Annotated in this window: 15 protein-coding genes and 1 tRNA gene; 9 read left to right on the top strand and 7 right to left on the bottom strand. The window is 67.1% G+C overall.

Going from position 1 to position 18,049, the window contains the following annotated elements; translation table 11 throughout:
* Positions 1-77 precede the first annotated feature (77 nt).
* The gene (locus BFE01S_RS06700) at positions 78-524 is read left to right on the top strand and encodes a MarR family winged helix-turn-helix transcriptional regulator (RefSeq protein ID WP_028224817.1); all 447 of its coding nucleotides are present in this window, start codon (positions 78-80) and stop codon (positions 522-524) included.
* Between the two features lie 178 nt (positions 525-702).
* Here the strand turns inward: BFE01S_RS06700 and BFE01S_RS06695 are convergent.
* A tRNA-Leu gene (locus BFE01S_RS06695) sits at positions 703-789 on the bottom strand.
* A 299-nt stretch (positions 790-1,088) separates the two neighbouring features.
* On the opposite strand from BFE01S_RS06695, the gene BFE01S_RS06690 reads away from it, so the two are divergent.
* Positions 1,089-1,922, top strand: a complete 834-nt coding sequence (locus BFE01S_RS06690; protein ID WP_028224816.1) for a squalene/phytoene synthase family protein — start codon at positions 1,089-1,091, stop codon at positions 1,920-1,922.
* A 53-nt stretch (positions 1,923-1,975) separates the two neighbouring features.
* On the opposite strand, the gene BFE01S_RS06685 is transcribed toward BFE01S_RS06690, so the two are convergent.
* The 3 genes from BFE01S_RS06685 to BFE01S_RS06675 all read right to left on the bottom strand — a co-directional run bounded on the left by BFE01S_RS06685 (position 1,976) and on the right by BFE01S_RS06675 (position 5,357).
* The gene (locus BFE01S_RS06685; RefSeq protein WP_028224815.1) at positions 1,976-3,196 is read right to left on the bottom strand and encodes a DUF1501 domain-containing protein; all 1,221 of its coding nucleotides are present in this window, start codon (positions 3,194-3,196) and stop codon (positions 1,976-1,978) included.
* A gap of 58 nt (positions 3,197-3,254) precedes the next feature.
* Positions 3,255-4,802, bottom strand: coding sequence for a DUF1800 domain-containing protein (locus BFE01S_RS06680; protein WP_084169592.1), 1,548 nt, complete (start codon positions 4,800-4,802; stop codon positions 3,255-3,257).
* Between the two features lie 237 nt (positions 4,803-5,039).
* On the bottom strand, positions 5,040-5,357 hold the full coding sequence (locus tag BFE01S_RS06675; RefSeq protein WP_245621044.1) for a hypothetical protein: 318 nt from the start codon (positions 5,355-5,357) through the stop codon (positions 5,040-5,042).
* A 260-nt stretch (positions 5,358-5,617) separates the two neighbouring features.
* On the opposite strand from BFE01S_RS06675, the gene ompR reads away from it, so the two are divergent.
* The 3 genes from ompR (at position 5,618) to BFE01S_RS06660 (ending at position 8,427) form a co-directional block, all read left to right on the top strand.
* On the top strand, positions 5,618-6,352 hold the full coding sequence (gene ompR / locus BFE01S_RS06670; RefSeq protein ID WP_027814652.1) for an osmolarity response regulator transcription factor OmpR: 735 nt from the start codon (positions 5,618-5,620) through the stop codon (positions 6,350-6,352).
* Between the two features lie 42 nt (positions 6,353-6,394).
* Positions 6,395-7,744, top strand: coding sequence for an ATP-binding protein (locus tag BFE01S_RS06665; RefSeq protein WP_028224812.1), 1,350 nt, complete (start codon positions 6,395-6,397; stop codon positions 7,742-7,744).
* A 134-nt stretch (positions 7,745-7,878) separates the two neighbouring features.
* Positions 7,879-8,427 (top strand): peroxiredoxin, encoded by a 549-nt coding sequence (locus BFE01S_RS06660; protein WP_028224811.1) that lies wholly within the window; start codon positions 7,879-7,881, stop codon positions 8,425-8,427.
* On the opposite strand, the gene BFE01S_RS06655 is transcribed toward BFE01S_RS06660, so the two are convergent.
* The 3 genes from BFE01S_RS06655 to ispD all read right to left on the bottom strand — a co-directional run bounded on the left by BFE01S_RS06655 (position 8,424) and on the right by ispD (position 11,010).
* Positions 8,424-9,587, bottom strand: a complete 1,164-nt coding sequence (locus BFE01S_RS06655) for an acyltransferase family protein (protein WP_042337288.1) — start codon at positions 9,585-9,587, stop codon at positions 8,424-8,426. The two genes, BFE01S_RS06660 and BFE01S_RS06655, sit on opposite strands and share 4 nt — an antisense overlap.
* A 195-nt stretch (positions 9,588-9,782) precedes the next feature.
* Positions 9,783-10,262, bottom strand: a complete 480-nt coding sequence (gene ispF, locus BFE01S_RS06650) for a 2-C-methyl-D-erythritol 2,4-cyclodiphosphate synthase (protein WP_028224809.1) — start codon at positions 10,260-10,262, stop codon at positions 9,783-9,785.
* A gap of 34 nt (positions 10,263-10,296) precedes the next feature.
* Complete coding sequence (gene ispD, locus BFE01S_RS06645) at positions 10,297-11,010, bottom strand: 2-C-methyl-D-erythritol 4-phosphate cytidylyltransferase (protein ID WP_028224808.1); 714 nt, start codon at positions 11,008-11,010, stop codon at positions 10,297-10,299.
* A gap of 324 nt (positions 11,011-11,334) precedes the next feature.
* On the opposite strand from ispD, the gene mfd reads away from it, so the two are divergent.
* The 4 genes from mfd to mscL all read left to right on the top strand — a co-directional run bounded on the left by mfd (position 11,335) and on the right by mscL (position 18,001).
* Positions 11,335-14,802: a transcription-repair coupling factor gene (mfd, locus tag BFE01S_RS06640; RefSeq protein ID WP_028224807.1), complete on the top strand. Its 3,468-nt coding sequence runs from the start codon at positions 11,335-11,337 to the stop codon at positions 14,800-14,802.
* Positions 14,803-15,069: 267 nt separating this feature from the next.
* A complete protein-coding gene (argE, locus tag BFE01S_RS06630; RefSeq protein WP_028224806.1) occupies positions 15,070-16,311 on the top strand; it encodes an acetylornithine deacetylase in 1,242 nt (413 codons plus the stop codon).
* Positions 16,312-16,349: 38 nt separating this feature from the next.
* The gene (locus tag BFE01S_RS06625; RefSeq protein ID WP_028224805.1) at positions 16,350-17,387 is read left to right on the top strand and encodes a threonine/serine dehydratase; all 1,038 of its coding nucleotides are present in this window, start codon (positions 16,350-16,352) and stop codon (positions 17,385-17,387) included.
* A gap of 167 nt (positions 17,388-17,554) precedes the next feature.
* Positions 17,555-18,001 carry a large conductance mechanosensitive channel protein MscL gene (gene mscL / locus BFE01S_RS06620; RefSeq protein WP_028224804.1) on the top strand — a complete coding sequence of 149 codons (447 nt, stop codon included), beginning with the start codon at positions 17,555-17,557 and terminating at the stop codon, positions 17,999-18,001.
* Positions 18,002-18,049 lie beyond the last annotated feature (48 nt).

The raw sequence follows: 18,049 nt of genomic DNA, 5'->3' as shown, positions 1-18,049 counted from the left end.
TGACCCGCGAGCCGGTTGCGGCAACAATCACATCACGCGCGATACCCTCGCGCCATCTTCACGCGACCAGGACGACCATGAAGGCAAGCAAAGCCGGACTCGAGCAGTTTCTGACCTATCGGCTCCATGTCCTGAACAAGCTCTCCGAACGGGGCAGCACGGAACGCTACCAGGCGAAGCTCGGCGTCACCCTGCCCGAGGCGCGCCTCATTGCGGCAGTGGGCGCATTCGGCCCGTTCTCGGTGATGGAGCTCGCACGCCACGCGAATCTCGACAAGAGCCAGGCGAGCCGTGCGGCCGAGGCATTGATGCGCCGCGGCCTCATGCAGCGCGATGCGAGCGAGGACGATGGACGCCTCGTACTCGTTTCGCTCACACCGGAAGGACGAGCGCTTTACCGCAAGGTGATGCCCGTGGCCCGCAAGTGGAACACGGACTTCTTCTCCTGCCTCGACGACAAGGAGCGCGAAACGTTGCGTCGCGCGCTCGACAAGGTCATCGAAGCGGCGCAGGCGGACATGTAAGTGGGCGGCCCGCGCGTCATCGATGCACGGGTGCGCGCATAGGTCGGGGGAAACAGGCCGCGCCTGCGTGCATATGCACCGAGTCAGGCGGGGGACGCTGCGCACGGGCCGGACCCATGCAAAAAGGGCCGCGTACCTGGCGGTGCGCGGCCCTTCGTTTTTTTGCTTCGATTTGCTTTGGTGCGTGAGGCCGGACTCGAACCGGCACACCCTTGCGGGCGTCAGGACCTAAACCTGGTGCGTCTACCAATTTCGCCACTCACGCGAATCTTTCGCCTGGCCGGCAGGACCGCTGCGATGTCGCGTGCGAGTCAACTTGCTGCAAACCTGTTGCGAACCTTCGGCGCCCCGCCATTTCCCGCTGCCCGGAAGCGCCAAGCGCGAGATTCTAACCGATTGCCCGGCGCTTGTCTGCATGCGCACGTGCGGCATTTCCATACGCGATGCTAGAATCGCGCGTCTGCCGCCGCGGCGCCCGCCACCGCCTTTTTCGGGCAAGCGCGGGCAACAGGCGCAAGACCGCAGCAAGACCGCGCGCACACCCCTCCCCACCTTCCGAACGCCGTGAACTTCGACGATTACTGCCTGCAAAAGGCGGCCCCGCCCGGATCCAGTACTTACTACGCGCTGCGCCAGGCAAGCGCGAAACAGCAGCCGCTGCTGGCCGCGCTGTTCGCCCTGCGCCGCGAGCTCGAAGAAACCGCGAAGGAAACGAGCGACCCCACGGTGGGCCGCACGAAGCTTGCATGGTGGCAAAAGGAACTGGCCGCACTCGCCGAAGGCAAAGCGGCCCACCCCGTCACCCAGGCGCTCGCGCATCACCTGCCCGACGTGAAGGCCGCGTACCCGGCGCTCCAGGCCCTGCTCGCCGGCTATGAGATGGATTTCGAGCAGGCACGCTACCTGGATTATCCGAATCTGCGGCGCTATATCGACGGCGTGGGCGGCACGTTCGCCGCGCTGGTGGCGCGCGTGAGCGCACGCGATCCGCAAGCCGCCGAAGCCTGGGCCGCGCCGCTCGGCAACGCCCTCGTCCTCGCGCAGTTCGTGCCGGAGATCGGCAACGATGCACGCCATGGCCGCATCTATATTCCGATCGACGAACTGCAGCGCTACAACGTCACGGCCGCCGACCTGATCAATCGCCGCTACAGCGACGCCTTCACCGAACTCATGCAGTTCCAGACGGCGCGCGCACGCGAGGCCGTGGAGGCGGCGCTGGCCGCCATCCCCGCTGCGGAGCGCCGCGGCCAGGGTACGTTGCGCGCGCTGGCTGCGCTATCGCTCGCCCTGCTCGCCGAAGTCGAGCGCGAACAGTTCCAGGTCCTGCACCAGCAGATCGTGCTCACGCCGATCCGCAAGCTCTGGATTGCCTGGCGCGCCGCGCAGCGCACCTGAATTTGCGCGCACGCGCGGCGTGCCGCACACGCTGACGAGCTCGCGAACGCGGATCACGCCCGCAGAATCGGCAGCGGCTGAAAACGCCCCTGCAGCACCGTGGGCGCATCGAGCCCCCACCACGGCCCCAGCACGGTCGCGTAAATCTCCCGGAAATCGACGCCCACCGGCAGATTGCCGTTGCCGTCCAGCCGCGCGAGTTGCGGTGCCTGGCCGTAGAGGCCGCCCGCCACGCGCCCGCCCGCCACGAAGTGGACCGACGCCGTGCCGTGGTCGGTCCCCTGGCTCTGGTTTTCGCGCACGCGACGGCCGAACTCGGCATAGGTAACGATCATCGTGCGGTTCCAGCGGCCCAACTCGACGAGCGCATCGCGCAGCGCAACCATGCCCGTCGAAAACTGGCGCAGCAGATCGGCGTGGCGGCCGGGCTGGTTCTGGTGCGTGTCGAACCCGTTGAGCGTCAGGCGGATCACGGCCACGCCCCGGCCCGGCACCGGCGTGCCTTGCGCGGTGTCGCCCGAAGCAAGCGCCTGCATGGCCGTCTTGATCGACGAACCGAACGCACCGGGCGGAAACGCCGTCTTCAGTGCGTATTGACCGGGACGCGGCCGCAGATCGTCGGCCGCATGCACGATGTCGTTCTCGACGTCGAGAATGTGCGCAAGCGCCGGATTGCGCTCCTTGAGCGAGACCGGCGTAACGAGCCGCGACGCCCGCGCGAACTGCGCCGGATTGACGAGCGCGATCGCACGCGCGCCGTTCGCCATCGGCCCCATCTCGGCACTGCCGAGCACGAGGCCGTCTGCGGCGAAACCCCTCGGCACCGGCGCATTCGCGAACGCGCGCGTCAACCAGCCTTCGCGCAGATATTGATCGGAGCGCGAAGCCGTGTCCCAGATCTCGATGGAGCGGAAGTGCGAGAGGTTGGGCTGCGGGTACGTGACGCCCTGCACGATCGCAAGCTGCTGCGCGCGCCACATCGGCAGGAGCGGCGCGAGCGAGGGATGCAGCGCGGTGCGCTCGTCGAGCTGGATCGCCTGGTCGCGGCGCACGCCGATGTTCGCGCGATAGCTGTAGTAAAGCGGATCCGCGAACGGCACGACGGTGTTCAGGCCGTCGTTGCCGCCCTTCAGTTCGATGAGGATCAGCAGATTGTCGTAGCCCGTGGCCGCCGCGCCACGCACGGCCGCCTCGTTGCCCGCGCGCGCGGCGCCCGGCAGCCAGAGCGACGTGCCCGCTACCGCGGCCGCCGCCAGAAACTCGCGTCGTTTCATGCTCCGCCTCGCTCCTCGTCTTGGCGGCCGGCGCCGCCCGGTTCATCGAATCGCATGTTCATTTGAGCTGGTACACCGGGTCCATAAGCAGTGCTTCGAGATAGGCGCCCGCGTTGCTGCCCGCCGCGATCGCATCGACTGGCGCAAGCGGCAGCACCGCATGCTGCATCTGCAACTGCGCGGAAAGGCCCGGCGTTTCGTCAGCGCTCACGCCGAAGTGTGACAGCCAGCCGTCGAGATCGAAACGCATGCCGCCTTGCGCCATGGGTGCGCTCTTCGACGGCACGCTCTTCGGCTGCGGCATCGAAGCCGCTGTCCTCGTCATGCCGCCGTTCTTTTGCGGCCGCGCCGCTTCGGTCGCCCGAAAAAGCTGTTCGACGAACTGCTTGCGCGCGAGCAAGGTCGAGCTGTTGATCCACGCCGTGCCGCCCGGCCAGCCCTTCACGTTCGGCGGATAGAACAGGTTCTCGCCAAGCGAGGCGGCCGTCCGTGCGAAGGGCATCGTATCGCCATAGGAGACGCTGAAGCGCCGCACCGTGCCCGCGACGAATTCGACCGGCGAGCTGACCAGCACGCCGCGATTGTCTTCGTCCCAGAAGGCCGGCGTAAGCAGCAGCGCGCGCAGGCCGGCGCGGATATCGTAGCCGCTCGCGCGAAACCGGTCGGCAACGGGTTCGATCTGCGCCTCGTCGGGCGCCGGCGAAACGAACTCGCGCCAGAGTTTGGCCGTCACGAAGCGGGCCGTTTGCGGCGCTTGAAGCAGGATGTCGAGCACTTCGTCGCCATCGAACGCACCGCTCTTGCCGAGCACGGTCTTCTCGCCGCTATCGTGCTGCCCGGGGCGCCACACGTAGCGCTGCGTGTCCGGATCGATGCCCCAGCCGGTGTAAGCGCGCGCGGCTTCGGTCACGTCGCGTTGCGTGTACTGCCCTTCGCCCATCGTGAAGAGCTCCATCACCTCGCGCGCGAAATTCTCGTTGGGCTTGCCCTTGCGATTGCCCGCGCCGTCCAGATAGAGCAGCATCGCCGGATCCTTGCCGATCGCATGCAGCATCGCGCCGAAATTGCCGAGCGCCTCGCTTCTGAGCAGCGCGTTCTGGTTGGCCATCAACTGCGGCTCGGATACCTTGTCCTGGCCCGACGTGAAGTGGTTGTGCCAGAAGAGCGTCATGCGCTCCGTGAGCGGCGACGGCGTGACCAGCATTTCGCGCAGCCACCAGGCGCGCAGCTCGTCGTAGTGCTGGCCGCGCTGGCGGTCCGCGTCGCGGCGCTGATCCGGCGTCCAGGCGGCGCGTTCGGCACGGGTGGGCAGCGGCTCGGCGGTCCAATCGGGCAGCGGCGTGAGCGCGGCGGTGCGGCCCGTGGCGAGCACGCGGTCGACGGCTTCGCCGCGCGCGAGGCCCACGTACGGCATGACCTCCGACGCAGTGGGCGCGAAGCCGGTGCGCAGCAGCAGATGGCGGGCGTCGTCGGGGTCGAGCAGTTCGTCTTCGCCCGGCGCGGTGGGTCTGCCGTGACGCGCGGGCGGCGCTTCGCTGGCGCTCGCACGCAACGGCAGCGCGCTCGCGAGCAACGCACCGGCCGCCGCCAGATTCGCAGGATTCATCGACGTGACGGGACTGCCGAACGGACGCCTGAGGGAACGCCAGAGCGGATTCATATCGCCTCGGACCAGAGTGAGGGCGCAGGCCGCCGGGCGGCTCGCGCAGATTGAATGTACCGGCTTAACGGCCGCGCCGGAACGATTGTTGACGACGCAATTGCTACCGATCTTTTCAGTTGCCACGAAGTGTTACGGCGCCGTAGCGCGGCACAGGGCGTGCGCAGCAATCAGCGCTTGCTATCAGCGCTTGTACAGTTCGCGTACGGCGTCTTCGATGTGCTGGCGCAGAAGGCGCCGCTCTTCGGGCGTCATGTGGCCGTCGCGGCGGCGCTGGTCGAGGTCCGGCGGCACGGCGGACGTGCGCATGCTGAGGTCGGAGGCGGTGGTGTCGGGGGGATCGCTGCGGAAGCGGTGTGCGGGCGGCTTGTAGCCTGGGGGATGCGAAGGCGGACGGGAATTGCCGAAGTGCTCCGACGAAGGCTGGGCCCGGGCTGCCGGTGCGCTCAATGCCGCCACGACGCCACTGGCCAGCGCCAGTGCAATCATGGTGTGGCGCATTGTCGGCCCGACCCCTCCCTTCATTTTGTTCCCTTCGTGACGCGGCAAACGGCTACCTCGAAAACAGACACGGACCCGCCCCGGACACGGGTGGCGATTTAACGATTTAAAAGTCGGTTGAAGTATCTACCGAACGGCCGCATTCAGTAAAGCAGTCTATCTGTCAGGACTTGCGGCCGTGCCACGGCACCGGTAAATTTTGTAACTGACTGTAACCCGATAATTGGTGCAAACTCGCACCCCTACCCAATCGCGATAAGATGCCAGGCATGGAAACCAAAAACCCCTCGAAAATCCTCGTAGTCGACGACGATCCGCGCCTGCGCGACCTGCTGCGGCGCTATCTCGGCGAACAAGGTTTCAACGTGTACGTTGCGGAAAACGCGCCGGCCATGAACAAGCTGTGGGTGCGGGAGCGTTTCGACCTGCTCGTGCTCGACCTGATGCTGCCCGGCGAGGACGGCCTCTCCATCTGCCGCCGCCTGCGCGGCAGCAACGACCGCACGCCGATCATCATGCTCACGGCCAAGGGCGAGGACGTGGACCGCATCGTGGGCCTCGAGATGGGTGCCGACGACTATCTGCCCAAGCCGTTCAATCCGCGCGAGCTCGTCGCGCGCATCCACGCGGTGCTGCGCCGCCAGGCGCCTTCGGAGCTGCCCGGCGCGCCTTCCGAAACCACCGAAGTGTTCGAGTTCGGCGAATTCGCCCTGAATCTCGCCACCCGCACGCTCACGAAGGCCGGCCAGGAAATTCCGCTCACCACGGGCGAATTCTCGGTGCTCAAGGTGTTCGCGCGCCATCCGCGCCAGCCGCTCTCGCGCGAAAAGCTCATGGAGCTCGCGCGCGGCCGCGAATACGAAGTGTTCGACCGCAGTCTCGACGTGCAGATCTCGCGTCTGCGCAAGCTGATCGAGCCGGATCCGGGCAGCCCGCGTTTCATCCAGACGGTCTGGGGCCTCGGCTACGTGTTCATCCCGGACGGCGCTGCCTGATCCGGCTGGATGTCTGCCATACCTCAGTCGACAGGAAGGGTTATGCGGATTGACCGGCGTGTGCTGACGCTTGCGTTCGGCGACCTGTTCTGGCGCACCTTCCTGCTGATCGCGCTCCTGATCGCGGTCAGCCTTGCGGCCTGGTTCCAGAGCTTTCGCGTGATCGAGCGCGAACCACGCGCGCAGCGCGTGGCGCTTCAGCTCGTCGCCATCGTCAAGCTCACGCGCACGGCCCTGCTCTACTCCGATCCCGATCTGCGCCGCGCGCTGCTCCAGGATCTGGAGAGCAACGAAGGCGTGCGCGTGTATCCGCGCGAAACCACCGACAAGTACAAGCTCCAGCCCGACGAATCGCTCAACCGCCTCATCGAGCACGACATCCGCGGGCGCCTCGGCGACGACACCGTGATCGCCCAGTCGGTCAACGACATTCCGGGCGTGTGGATCAGCTTCAAGATCGACGACGACGATTACTGGGTCGCGCTCGACCGCGAACAGCTCGACAACGTCACGGGCCTGCAGTGGGTGGGCTGGGGCATCTCCGCGCTCGCGCTGTCACTCTTCGGCGCGGCGTTCATCACGAGCCTCGTGAACCGGCCGTTCGCGCGGCTTGCCATGTCGGCGCGCATGGTCGGCTCCGGGCAGTCGCCCGCGAAGCTGCCCGAAAGCGGCATGGGCGTGGCCGCCGAAACCAACCGCAGCTTCAACCAGATGGTGCGCGATCTGGAGCAGCTCGAAGCCGACCGCGCGCTGATGCTGGCCGGCATTTCCCACGATCTGCGCACGCCGCTCGCGCGCCTGCGGCTCGAAACGGAAATGAGCCCGTCCGACCAGGCGACGAAGGACGCGATGATCGACGACATCGAGCAGATGGACATGATCATCGGCCGCTTCCTCGACTACGCGCGGCCCGTGCAGCGCATGCCCGAGCGGGTCGATCTCTCCGTGATCGCGGGCGAGATGGCCGCGCGCATGGCGGGCGAAGACGGCGTGCGGCTCATCACGCGGCTCGCGCCGTCGGCCGTGATCGAAGCCGACGACACCGACATGCGGCGCGTGGTGGGCAACCTGATCGAGAACGCGCGCAAGTACGGCGCGAGCGCCTCGGACGGCATTCCGCACATCATGCTGGAGACGCGCGTTTCGCATTCGCGCGTGGAGCTTTCGGTCGTGGACGAAGGTCCCGGCATTCCCGAAGACCAGCTCGCGCTCGTCACGCGGCCGTTCTATCGCGTGGACAGCGCGCGCACCCAGGCGAACGGCACCGGTCTCGGCATGGCCATCGTGCAGCGGCTCGTGGGCCGCTATCGGGGGGCGCTGCGCCTGCGCAACCGCCTGCCCGGCCCCGGGCTCGAAGTGACGATCGAGTTCCCGCTCGCCAAGGGCACCTGACTGCCTCCCGCTGCCCTGATTTTCCCTGGCTTGCCGCGCGCACGCTCGCAGCGCGCGGGCGCCGCGCCTGCCACAATCAACCTCGTCAGCCCCGTCGGCCTCGTCGAAGCCACCCTCACTCAAGGAATTGCCGCATGAAAACCGTCGGCGACAAACTCGAAGCCTTCACCGTGAACGCGGCGAAACCCGGCTTCAACGAACCCGAGGAAAATGGCGAATCGGCCTTCCTCGAAATCACCGAGCAGACCTTCTCCACGAAGTGGAAGGTCATCTACTTCTACCCGATGGACTTCACGACCGTGTGCCCGACGGAGATTGTCGGCTTCGCGCGGCTGCAGAAGGAATTCGAGGACCGCGACACCGTGCTGATGGGCGGCAGTTGCGACAACGAATACGTGAAGCTCGCCTGGCGGCGCGAGAACCAGGATCTCTCGCGGCTGAACCACTACTCGTTCGGCGACGTGAAGGGCGAGCTGATCGACCAGCTCGGCGTGCGCGACAAGGAGGCCGGCGTCGCGCTGCGCGCCACGTTCGTCGTCGATCCCGACAACACGATCCAGCACGTTTCGGTAGACAACCTCAACGTCGGGCGCAGCCCCGACGAAATTCTGCGCGTGCTCGATGCGCTGCAAACCGGTGCGATGTGCCCGAGCGGGCGTGCAATCGGCGGCGTGACGCTCTAGCGCTCGGCGACGGCCGAAAGAGAATCGGCGCCCGCGGCGGCGCGCAGCGGCATGCGCTGCCGGATCGCCGCTTCCAGCGGGCGCTTGCACTCCAGCACGCGCTTTTCGAGCAGTTGCCACGACAGATGGGCGAGCAGCAGTGCGAGCGCGAACTGGAGTACCAGCGGCAGCACGGCATCGGCGAACGGCGGCAAGCCGAAGTACGCATAAAGCGTGGGATCGACGCCGAGCTTCGCGGGCACGAGATTGTGGAACAGATAGAAGCCGTAGCTGATCGTACCCAGCCAGACAAGCGGACGCACCTCCAGCAGCGCCACGAGACCCGACTCCGGGTGGCGCACGATCCACAGCAACGCGGCGCCGAGCGCAAGCGAAAGCGCGATGTCGAGAACGCCCGGCACGATCGAGACCGCCTCGGCCGCGCACGCCGCGCAATGCGTCCGCGCCAGCGCGCAGGCGACTAGTACGCCAACGCTCGTCGCGAGCCACACCATGCTCCCCGCGGCGCGCGTGCGCGGCACCCGCGCCCCCGCAATCGCCATCGCGCCACCCAGCGCAATCAACGCGAAATTCCACGGCGAGAATGCGTAGACGAGCGGCTCGCTCGCCTCATGCAGATAGAGTCCGCAGTGCACGAGCGCAGCAGCGACGATGACGACGACGCAAAGCGCGAGATGCCGCGAAGCACGCGTGAACAGCAATGCGAACGGTGCGACGAGATAGAACTGTTGCTCGACGGCGAGACTCCAGAAATGCGACACCGTGCCGGGCCATCGGTCGTGCACGACGCCGATCCAGTAATTCGAGAGGAATGCGAAATGCCATGCGAGGCCGAGATCCACTTCGCGTTGATAAAAGAGTGCGTGCGCAAGCGTCAGCGCGATCAGCAGCAGATAGTAGACCGGCAGGATGCGCAGTGCGCGCTTGACGAAGAACACGCAAAGCACGGCGTCCCTGCGCGCCGCGCCCGCTTCCAGCCGCACGCGGTTGCGATGCAGTTCGCCGACGATCAGATAGCCGCTGATCAGAAAGAACAGCCATACGCCCAACTGGCCCACGTCCACCGCATCGACGTGTGCCTTGTGCGACAGAAACACCAGCAGCACTGCCAGCGCCCGGAGACCGTCGAGGCCTTTCACCCGCCTTTCGTTCGCCGTCATGACTCTTCCCGCTTAACCTCACCGGGCCAGTATGGGCAAAAAAAAGCGGAAATAAATCGGCAAGAAAAAAATGACCGGCGATGGGCAATGCCATCGCCGGTCATCCGGACTGCGGGTACGTGCCCTGCTCCGCGCCTGATTGATGTGCGCGAATGCGCGCACGGTCGCACAAATTACGCGTGAATTACACGTGAATCACGCGCGCAGCAGCAGCACGGCGGCCTGCGCCTCGATGCCTTCGCCGCGACCCAGGTAGCCGAGCTTTTCGTTGGTTTTCGCCTTCACGTTCACGCGATCGAGCGGCAGGCCCAGATCTTCCGCAATCGCCGCGCGCATCGCCTCGATATGCGGCGCGAGCTTCGGCGCCTGGGCGATCACGGTGCTATCGACGTTGAGGAGCGAAAACCCCGCCTCTTTCACGCGGCGCAGGCACTCGCGCAGCAGCACGCGGCTGTTGGCGCCGTAGAACTGCTTGTCGGTGTCCGGGAAGTGGCGGCCGATGTCGCCCAGCGCCGCGGCGCCGAAGAGCGCATCGGTAATGGCGTGCAGCAGCACGTCGGCATCCGAGTGGCCGAGCAGCCCGCGCTCGTACGGCACGGTCACGCCGCCGATCACGAGCGGGCGTCCCGGCACCAGCGCGTGCACGTCGTAGCCTTGTCCGATTCTGATATCCATGAGTGGGTTTCCGTAGTGAAGGGGCGCGCGGCGTTCAGCTCGCCGCGTGGCTGCCGAGGATGGCCTCGGCGAGGGCGAAGTCTTCGGGGTACGTCACCTTGAAGTTGCGCAGGCTGCCCTGCACGAGACGCGGCGCATGGCCGAGCCATTCGATCGCGCTCGCTTCGTCGGTGAGGTCGTGGCCGTCCTGCTGCGCACGCTCGATGGCCGTGCGCAGCATGCCGACGCGGAACATCTGCGGCGTCTGGGCCTGCCACAGCCCGTCGCGCGCCTCGGTGCGGGCGATGCGCGCGCCGCCGCCGCCGGGCGCCACGCGCTTGAGCGTGTCGGCCACGGGCAGCGCCATGATGCCGCCCACGGGGTCGTCCTTGAGCGACTCCACGAGCGTGCGGATCAGTGCGGGCGTGATGCCGGGGCGCGCCGCGTCGTGCACGAGCACCCAGTCTTCGTCGCGCGCGCCGAACTCGGCCAGCGCCGCGAGCCCGTTGTACACCGAGGCCTGGCGCGAAGCGCCGCCGCAGCGGCGCACGGCAAAGCGCAGGCCGCCGAAGCGGCGCGCGTCGAAGTGGCCGTCGTCGGCGGCAATGACCACGAGCGTCTGCGTGAATTCGCTGCAGGCGTCGAAGGCGGCCAGCGTATAGTGCAGGAGGTCGCGGCCCGCGACGGTTCGATATTGTTTCGGCATGGCCGAGCCCGAGCGGCTGCCGGTTCCGGCGCACGGGATCAGGGCGAAGAGGCGTGAGGTCACGGTAGTGCTTGCCGCAGCAGTCAAAGTAAAGGACGGATTTTATAATAGGTCCTTTGCCCGCACGTCAGACCGCCGCAGCGGCACCCGGCACCGAGCCGCTCCCGGTCCCCGCAAGGGGCGGCAAGAGCCCGCCCGGCGCGGGTGCGCCGGGCGGGGCGAGCCGCCGCGCGCCCTGCCGATGCCTTGTCCGGTGCGCCTGCGAGCACCGGGCGGACCCGCCGGATTCGCCGGATTCGCTGGACTCGCGCCTCGAACCCGGCACGGTCGGGAGTCCGGGCCGCATGACTAGCCTAACCAGGCCCCAATCGGGCCAACCTGTTGCCTATGTCCGATATCGCCGCATCCCAGCAGTCTCCGTCCCCCGTCGCCGTCGTCAAGCCGGGGCAGCGTTTCGCGTTCGACGGCACGCACGGTTCGTCCGACGCGCTCCTGATCGCCCGCTATCGCGAGGCGTCGCGCGCGGGCGCGCCGCTGCTGGCCGTGATCTGCGCAAGCGCCGTCGACGCGCAGCGTCTCGCCCAGGAGATCCCGTTCTTCGCGCCCGAGGCCCGCGTGCGCCTTCTGCCGGACTGGGAAACGCTGCCGTACGACACGTTCTCGCCGCACCAGGATCTGGTTTCCGAGCGGCTCGCCACGCTGCACGATCTCGGCGAAGGCCGCTGCGACATCCTGCTGGTGCCGGCCACGACGGCGCTCTACCGCATGCCGCCGGCCTCGTTTCTCGCGGCCTACACGTTCTCGTTTGCGCAGGGCGAGCGCCTTGACGAAGCGAAGCTCAAATCGCAGCTCACGCTGGCCGGCTACGAGCACGTGAGCCAGGTGGTGCGCCCGGGCGAATACTGTGTGCGCGGCTCGCTGATCGACCTGTTCCCGATGGGCTCGCCGCTGCCCTACCGGCTCGACCTGTTCGACGACCAGGTCGATTCGATCCGCGCGTTCGATCCGGACAGCCAGCGCAGCCTCTATCCGGTGAAGGAGATCCGCCTGCTGCCGGGCCGCGAGTTCCCGTTCGACGAAGCGTCGCGCACGGCATTTCGCAGCCGCTGGCGCGAGGTGTTCGAAGGCGACCCAAGCCGCGCGACGATCTACAAGGACATCGGCAGCGGCGTGCCCTCGGCCGGGATCGAGTACTACCTGCCGCTCTTTTTCGAAGAGACCGCCACGCTCTTCCACTATCTGCCGGACAACGCGCAGCTAGTGTTCTCGGGCGACCTCGACGCCGCGATCCGCCGCTTTTCGGCCGATACGAAGCAGCGCTACAACTTCCTCTCGCACGACCGCGAGCGCCCGATCCTCGAACCGGATCGCCTTTTCCTGAGCGACGACGACTTTTTCACGCTCGCGAAGCCCTTCGCGCGCCTCGTGCTGCCTGGGGCCAGCGCGGGCGGCTGGGCCACGGCGCTGCCCAGTCTCGCGATCGACCGCCACGCCGACGAACCGCTCGCCGCCCTGCGCGACTATCTGGCCACCACGAAAAACCGCGTGCTGTTCGCGGTCGAATCGGCGGGACGCCGCGAGACCATCGCCCAGTTGCTCGCGGACAACGGGCTGCGGCCCACCTCCGCGGACAGCTACGAAGACTGGCTCACCTCCGACGAGCGCTTCGCGCTGGGCGTCGCCCCGCTTTCCACGGGCTTCTCGCTGCCGGCCGAGGGCCTCGCCGTCATCACCGAAACGGAGCTCTACGGCCCGCTCGCGCGCCGCGCCGGACGCCGCCGCCAGGAACAGGCGAGCAACGTCGATTCGATGGTGCGCGATCTCTCGGAGCTCAAGGTGGGCGACCCGGTCGTGCACGCGCAGCACGGCATCGGCCGCTATCACGGCCTTGTCACGATGGATCTGGGCGAAGGCGACACCGAGTTCCTGCACCTCGAATACGCGAGCGGCAGCAAGCTCTACGTGCCGGTCTCGCAACTGCACGTGATCTCGCGCTACAGCGGCGCCGATCCGGACAGCGCGCCGCTGCATGCGCTCGGCTCGGGCCAGTGGGAAAAGGCGCGCCGCAAGGCCGCGCAGCAGATCCGCGACACGGCCGCCGAACTGCTCAACCTCTACGCGCGCCGCGCCGCGCGCGAAGGCCACGCGTTCAAGCTCGACCCGCGCGACTACGTGAAGTTCGCCGAGAGCTTCGGCTTCGAGGAAACGCCCGACCAGGCGGCCGCGATTGCGGCCGTGATCGGCGACATGACGAGCGGCAAGCCCATGGACCGCCTCGTGTGCGGCGACGTGGGTTTCGGCAAGACCGAAGTGGCCCTGCGCGCGGCCTTCATCGCCGTGATGGGCGGCAAGCAGGTTGCCATCCTCTCGCCCACCACGCTGCTCGCGGAACAGCACACCCAAACCTTCACCGACCGCTTCGCCGACTGGCCCGTGCGCATAGCCGAGCTCTCGCGCTTCAAGTCGACCAAGGAAGTGAACGCGGCGATCCAGCAGATCAACGACGGCAGCGTCGACATCGTGATCGGCACGCACAAGCTGCTTTCTTCGGACGTGCAGTTCAAGCGCCTCGGGCTCGTCATCATCGACGAGGAACACCGCTTCGGCGTGCGCCAGAAGGAGGCGCTGAAGGCCCTGCGTGCGGAGGTCGATGTGCTCACGCTCACGGCCACGCCGATTCCCCGCACGCTCGGCATGGCGCTGGAAGGCCTGCGCGACTTTTCGGTGATCGCCACCGCGCCGCAGAAGCGGCTCGCGATCAAGACTTTCGTGCGCCGCGAGGAAGACAGCGTGATTCGCGAGGCCATGCTGCGCGAGCTCAAACGCGGCGGCCAGGTGTACTTTCTGCACAACGAAGTAGAGACCATCGAGAATCGCCGCGCGATGCTCGAAGCGCTCGTGCCCGAGGCGCGCATTGCCGTTGCGCACGGCCAGATGCACGAGCGCGAACTCGAAACCGTGATGCGCGATTTCGTGGCGCAGCGCGCGAACGTGCTGCTCTGTACCACGATCATCGAAACCGGCATCGACGTGCCGACCGCGAACACGATCCTCATCCACCGCTCCGACAAGTTCGGCCTCGCGCAGTTGCACCAGTTGCGCGGGCGCGTGGGCCGCTCGCATCACCAGGCCTACGCGTATCTGCTCGTGCACGATCCGCAGGGGCTCACGAAGCAGGCGCAGCGGCGCCTCGAAGCGATCCAGCAGATGGAGGAACTGGGCTCGGGCTTCTATCTCGCGATGCACGACCTCGAAATCCGCGGCACGGGCGAAGTGCTGGGCGACAAGCAATCGGGCGAGATCCAGGAAATCGGCTTCCAGCTCTACACCGACATGCTCAACGACGCGGTGAAGGCGCTCAAGGAGGGCCGCGAGCCCGATCTGAACGCACCGCTCGCGGCGACAACCGAGATCAACCTGCACGCGCCCGCCATCCTGCCCGCCGACTACTGCGGCGACGTGCAGGAGCGCCTGTCGCTCTACAAGCGCCTCGCGAACTGCGAGCACGACGATTCGATCGACGGCATCCAGGAAGAGCTGATCGACCGCTTCGGCAAGATGCCGCCGCAGGCGCACGCGCTGATCGAAACGCACCGGCTGCGGCTTGCCGCGAAGCCGCTCGGGATCACGAAGATCGACGCGGGCGAAGCGGTGATCGGGCTGCAGTTCGTGCCGAATCCGCCTGTCGACGCTATGCGCATCATCGAGATGGTGCAGAAGCACAAGCACGTCAAGCTCGCGGGCCAGGACAAGCTGCGCATCGAAACGCGCAGCCCCGACCTCGCGGTGCGCGTGGCAACGGTGAAGGAAACGCTGCGCGCGCTCGGCGCGCCGGCGCGCACGGCGGCGCGATAAGCGGGACTGCCGGCACGTCGCAAGGCGGCCCGGCCAGCGGCGCGATGAATGCCGCCGGGCGTGCATGCGCGCCCGGGCGCCGCTCGCGAGCGCCATGGCGGCAGCCCCGCCGTCAAGGCAGATGCCGCAGATGCCGCAGATGCCGCAGATGCCGCAGCGCACAATCGTGCCGCAAACACGCCGCAATCGCGCCGCGAAGGCAGGCAGTTTTAGGCGATTTCATCCTTTTTGGGTAATATTGGGATTCTGGCACGCTGGAGTCCTCAAATGTCTGTCGCCGCTGAAACAGCGCAAACCACGCAGTCGTCCCCGTCGTCGTCCGCCTCCGCCACCTCCCCCGTCTCGCTTCCCTGGGTCACCCGCCTCGTGTCGATGGACACGGTCAGCCGTCATCCGAATCTCGGCCTGATCGAGACGGTGCGTGACGCGCTGCGCGCGCAAGGCGTCGAATCGACGCTGACCTACGGCCACGACGGCAAATGGGCCAACCTGTTCGCCACCGTGCCTGCGCACGACGGCGAAACGAACGGCGGCATCGTGCTCTCGGGCCACACCGACGTGGTGCCGGTGGATGGCCAGAAGTGGGACAGCGATCCCTTCAAGCCCGAAATCCGCGACGGCCTCCTCTATGGCCGCGGCACCTGCGACATGAAGGGCTTTATCGGCGCCGCGCTCACGCTCGTGCCGGAGATGCAGCGCACGAAGCTCGCCAAGCCGATCCACCTCGCACTCTCGTTCGACGAAGAAGTGGGATGCGCGGGCGCGCCGCTCATGATCGAAGAACTCGTGAAGCGCGGCGTGAAGCCGGAAGGCTGCATCGTGGGCGAGCCGACGAGCATGCGCCCCATCGTCGCCCACAAGGGCATCAACGCTTACCAATGCTGCGTGCGCGGACACGCGGCGCATTCGTCGCTCACGCCGCGCGGCCTGAATGCGATCGAATATGCGGCGCGGCTCATCTGCTACATCCGCGACATGGCCGACGAGTTCCGCGCGCAGGGTCCGTTCGACGAGCTTTACGACGTGCCGTTCACGACCGCGCAGGCCAGCACGATCGAAGGCGGCAACGCGATCAACACGGTGCCGGCGGAGTGCCGCTTCGTATTCGAGTTCCGCAATCTGCCGGCGCTCGATCCCGATGCCATCTTCGCGCGCATCGAGCGCTACGCACGCGAAACGCTCCTGCCGAAAATGCAGCGCGAGCACGCCGCCGCCGCGATCGAATTCACGAAGATCGCCGCGGCGCCCGGGCTCGATGCCGCGGAACAGGCCGCGATCACGCAGCTCGTGCGCACGCTCACGGCCGACCAGGCGCAGCGCAAGGTGGCCTACGGCACCGAGGCGGGCCTTTTCGCGCGCGCCGGCATTCCGAGCGTGGTGTGCGGCCCCGGCGATATCGAGCAGGCGCACAAGGCGAACGAGTTCGTCTCGCTCGCACAGCTCGCCGCGTGCGAAGGTTTCCTGCGCAAGCTGATACACGGGATGTCGGTCGAAGCGCTCGCTCGCTAGCCGCGTCGCTTCGCCACGCAACCGCGCCCGCGACCGCCATGTCCACCGGCACGCCGCTTCCCACCGACCACACGATCGACGGCGAAGCCATCCCCACGCTCGACGACATCGCCACGCAGCACTTCGCGCTCACGCCGTGGGTGCTGCGCACGCCGGTGTTCGACCGCAACGATCTGCCTTCGCTCGAAGGCACGCTCGTCAACTTCAAGTTCGAACTGCTGCAGGCGAGCGGCAGCTTCAAGGTGCGCGGCGCGTTCACGCATCTGCTCGAGCTCGACGCCGCGCAGCGCAGTGCGGGCGTGACCTGCGTTTCGGGCGGCAACCACGCGATCGCGGTCTCGTATGCGGCCATGCGCCTCGGCATCGGCGCGAAGGTCGTGCTCTTTCGCACGGCGAGCGCGGAGCGCGTGGCGCAATGCCGGCGCTTCGGCGCCGAAATCGTCGTGGCCGGCAACAGCAGCGAGGCGTTCGATATCGTGCGACGCATCGAGACCGAGGAAGGCCGCTATTTCGTGCATCCGTTCAACGGCTATCGCACGGTGCTCGGCACGGCCACGCTCGGCTACGAGTGGGCCACCCAGGCGCCCGACGTCGACGCGGTGATCCTGCCGATCGGCGGCGGCGGTCTCGCCGCGGGCGTTTCGACCGCGCTGCGGCTCGCCAATCCGCGCGTGCGCGTGTACGGCGTCGAGCCCGAAGGCGCCGACGCGATGAGCCGCAGCTTTGCCGCCAACCATACGGTGCGCCTCGGCCACATGCATTCGATCGCCGATTCGCTGATGGCGCCGCACACGGAGCAATACAGCTACGAACTGTGCCGGCGCCATATCGACCGGATTGTCACCGTATCGGACGACGACCTGCGCGCCGCCATGCGCGTGCTCTTCGATCAATTGAAGCTGGCCGTGGAGCCCGCCTGCGCGACGGCCACAGCGGGCCTGCTGGGGCCGCTGCGCGACACGCTGCAGGGCCGGCGCGTGGGCGTCCTGCTGTGCGGGACCAATACCGATCCCGCGAGTCTCGCCGGGCAGCTTCTGCCGGGCAGCTTCTGCCGGCCCGCTGAAACGGTGCCCTGAAGCGGTGCCCTGAAGCGGCCCGGCAGTTTGCGCGACCCGGACATGCCGCGTTTCGCGTCGCGCCCAGCGTCAGGAAATGTCAAATCGCTACCGCATCGCGGGGGCGTTCGCTATCATTGCGCCATGGATTCACCCTATCCCACTTGCCACTCCCGGAGAACCCGCCCATGAGCATGATCAAGGAATTCAAGGAATTCGCCGTCAAAGGCAATGTGATGGACCTCGCCGTCGGTGTGATTATCGGCGGGGCGTTTTCCAACATCGTCAACTCGGTGGTGAAAGACCTGATCATGCCGGTCATCGGCGTCATCACGGGCGGCCTCGACTTCTCGAACAAGTTCATCCGCCTCGGCGACATTCCGCCGAGCTTCAAGGGCAACCCCGATTCGTACAAGGACCTGCAGACGGCCGGCGTAGCCGCGTTCGGCTACGGCTCGTTCATCACGGTCGCGATCAACTTCGTGATCCTCGCGTTCATCATCTTTCTGATGGTGAAGTTCATCAACAAGCTGCGCCAGCCGGCCGAAGCCGCTCCGGCAGCGCCGCCGCCCACGCCGGAAGACGTGATCCTGCTGCGTGAGATTCGCGATTCGCTCAAGAGCAATCCGCGCTGAACGTCCGCTCACGGCGGCATGCGCGAAAGCCCGCGCAGGCGTCATGCC

The organism is Paraburkholderia ferrariae NBRC 106233, assembly GCF_000685035.1.
GTDB lineage: Bacteria > Pseudomonadota > Gammaproteobacteria > Burkholderiales > Burkholderiaceae > Paraburkholderia > Paraburkholderia ferrariae.
The sequence above is the reverse complement of the archived record's forward strand: the minus strand, read 5'-3'. Positions and strand labels throughout refer to the sequence as shown.

What these genes read in the sequence shown, in the direction of transcription:
- mfd (WP_028224807.1), top strand. Translation starts at nt 11,335, where the DNA reads ATGTCCGATATCGCCGCATCCCAGCAGTCTCCGTCCCCCGTCGCCGTC.
- BFE01S_RS06625 (WP_028224805.1), top strand. Translation starts at nt 16,350, where the DNA reads ATGTCCACCGGCACGCCGCTTCCCACCGACCACACGATCGACGGCGAA.
- ompR (WP_027814652.1), top strand. Translation starts at nt 5,618, where the DNA reads ATGCCAGGCATGGAAACCAAAAACCCCTCGAAAATCCTCGTAGTCGAC.
- BFE01S_RS06660 (WP_028224811.1), top strand. Translation starts at nt 7,879, where the DNA reads ATGAAAACCGTCGGCGACAAACTCGAAGCCTTCACCGTGAACGCGGCG.
- argE (WP_028224806.1), top strand. Translation starts at nt 15,070, where the DNA reads ATGTCTGTCGCCGCTGAAACAGCGCAAACCACGCAGTCGTCCCCGTCG.
- BFE01S_RS06680 (WP_084169592.1), bottom strand. Translation starts at nt 4,802, where the DNA reads ATGAATCCTGCGAATCTGGCGGCGGCCGGTGCGTTGCTCGCGAGCGCG.
- BFE01S_RS06700 (WP_028224817.1), top strand. Translation starts at nt 78, where the DNA reads ATGAAGGCAAGCAAAGCCGGACTCGAGCAGTTTCTGACCTATCGGCTC.
- ispF (WP_028224809.1), bottom strand. Translation starts at nt 10,262, where the DNA reads ATGGATATCAGAATCGGACAAGGCTACGACGTGCACGCGCTGGTGCCG.
- BFE01S_RS06675 (WP_245621044.1), bottom strand. Translation starts at nt 5,357, where the DNA reads ATGCGCCACACCATGATTGCACTGGCGCTGGCCAGTGGCGTCGTGGCG.
- BFE01S_RS06665 (WP_028224812.1), top strand. Translation starts at nt 6,395, where the DNA reads ATGCGGATTGACCGGCGTGTGCTGACGCTTGCGTTCGGCGACCTGTTC.
- BFE01S_RS06655 (WP_042337288.1), bottom strand. Translation starts at nt 9,587, where the DNA reads ATGACGGCGAACGAAAGGCGGGTGAAAGGCCTCGACGGTCTCCGGGCG.
- mscL (WP_028224804.1), top strand. Translation starts at nt 17,555, where the DNA reads ATGAGCATGATCAAGGAATTCAAGGAATTCGCCGTCAAAGGCAATGTG.
- BFE01S_RS06685 (WP_028224815.1), bottom strand. Translation starts at nt 3,196, where the DNA reads ATGAAACGACGCGAGTTTCTGGCGGCGGCCGCGGTAGCGGGCACGTCG.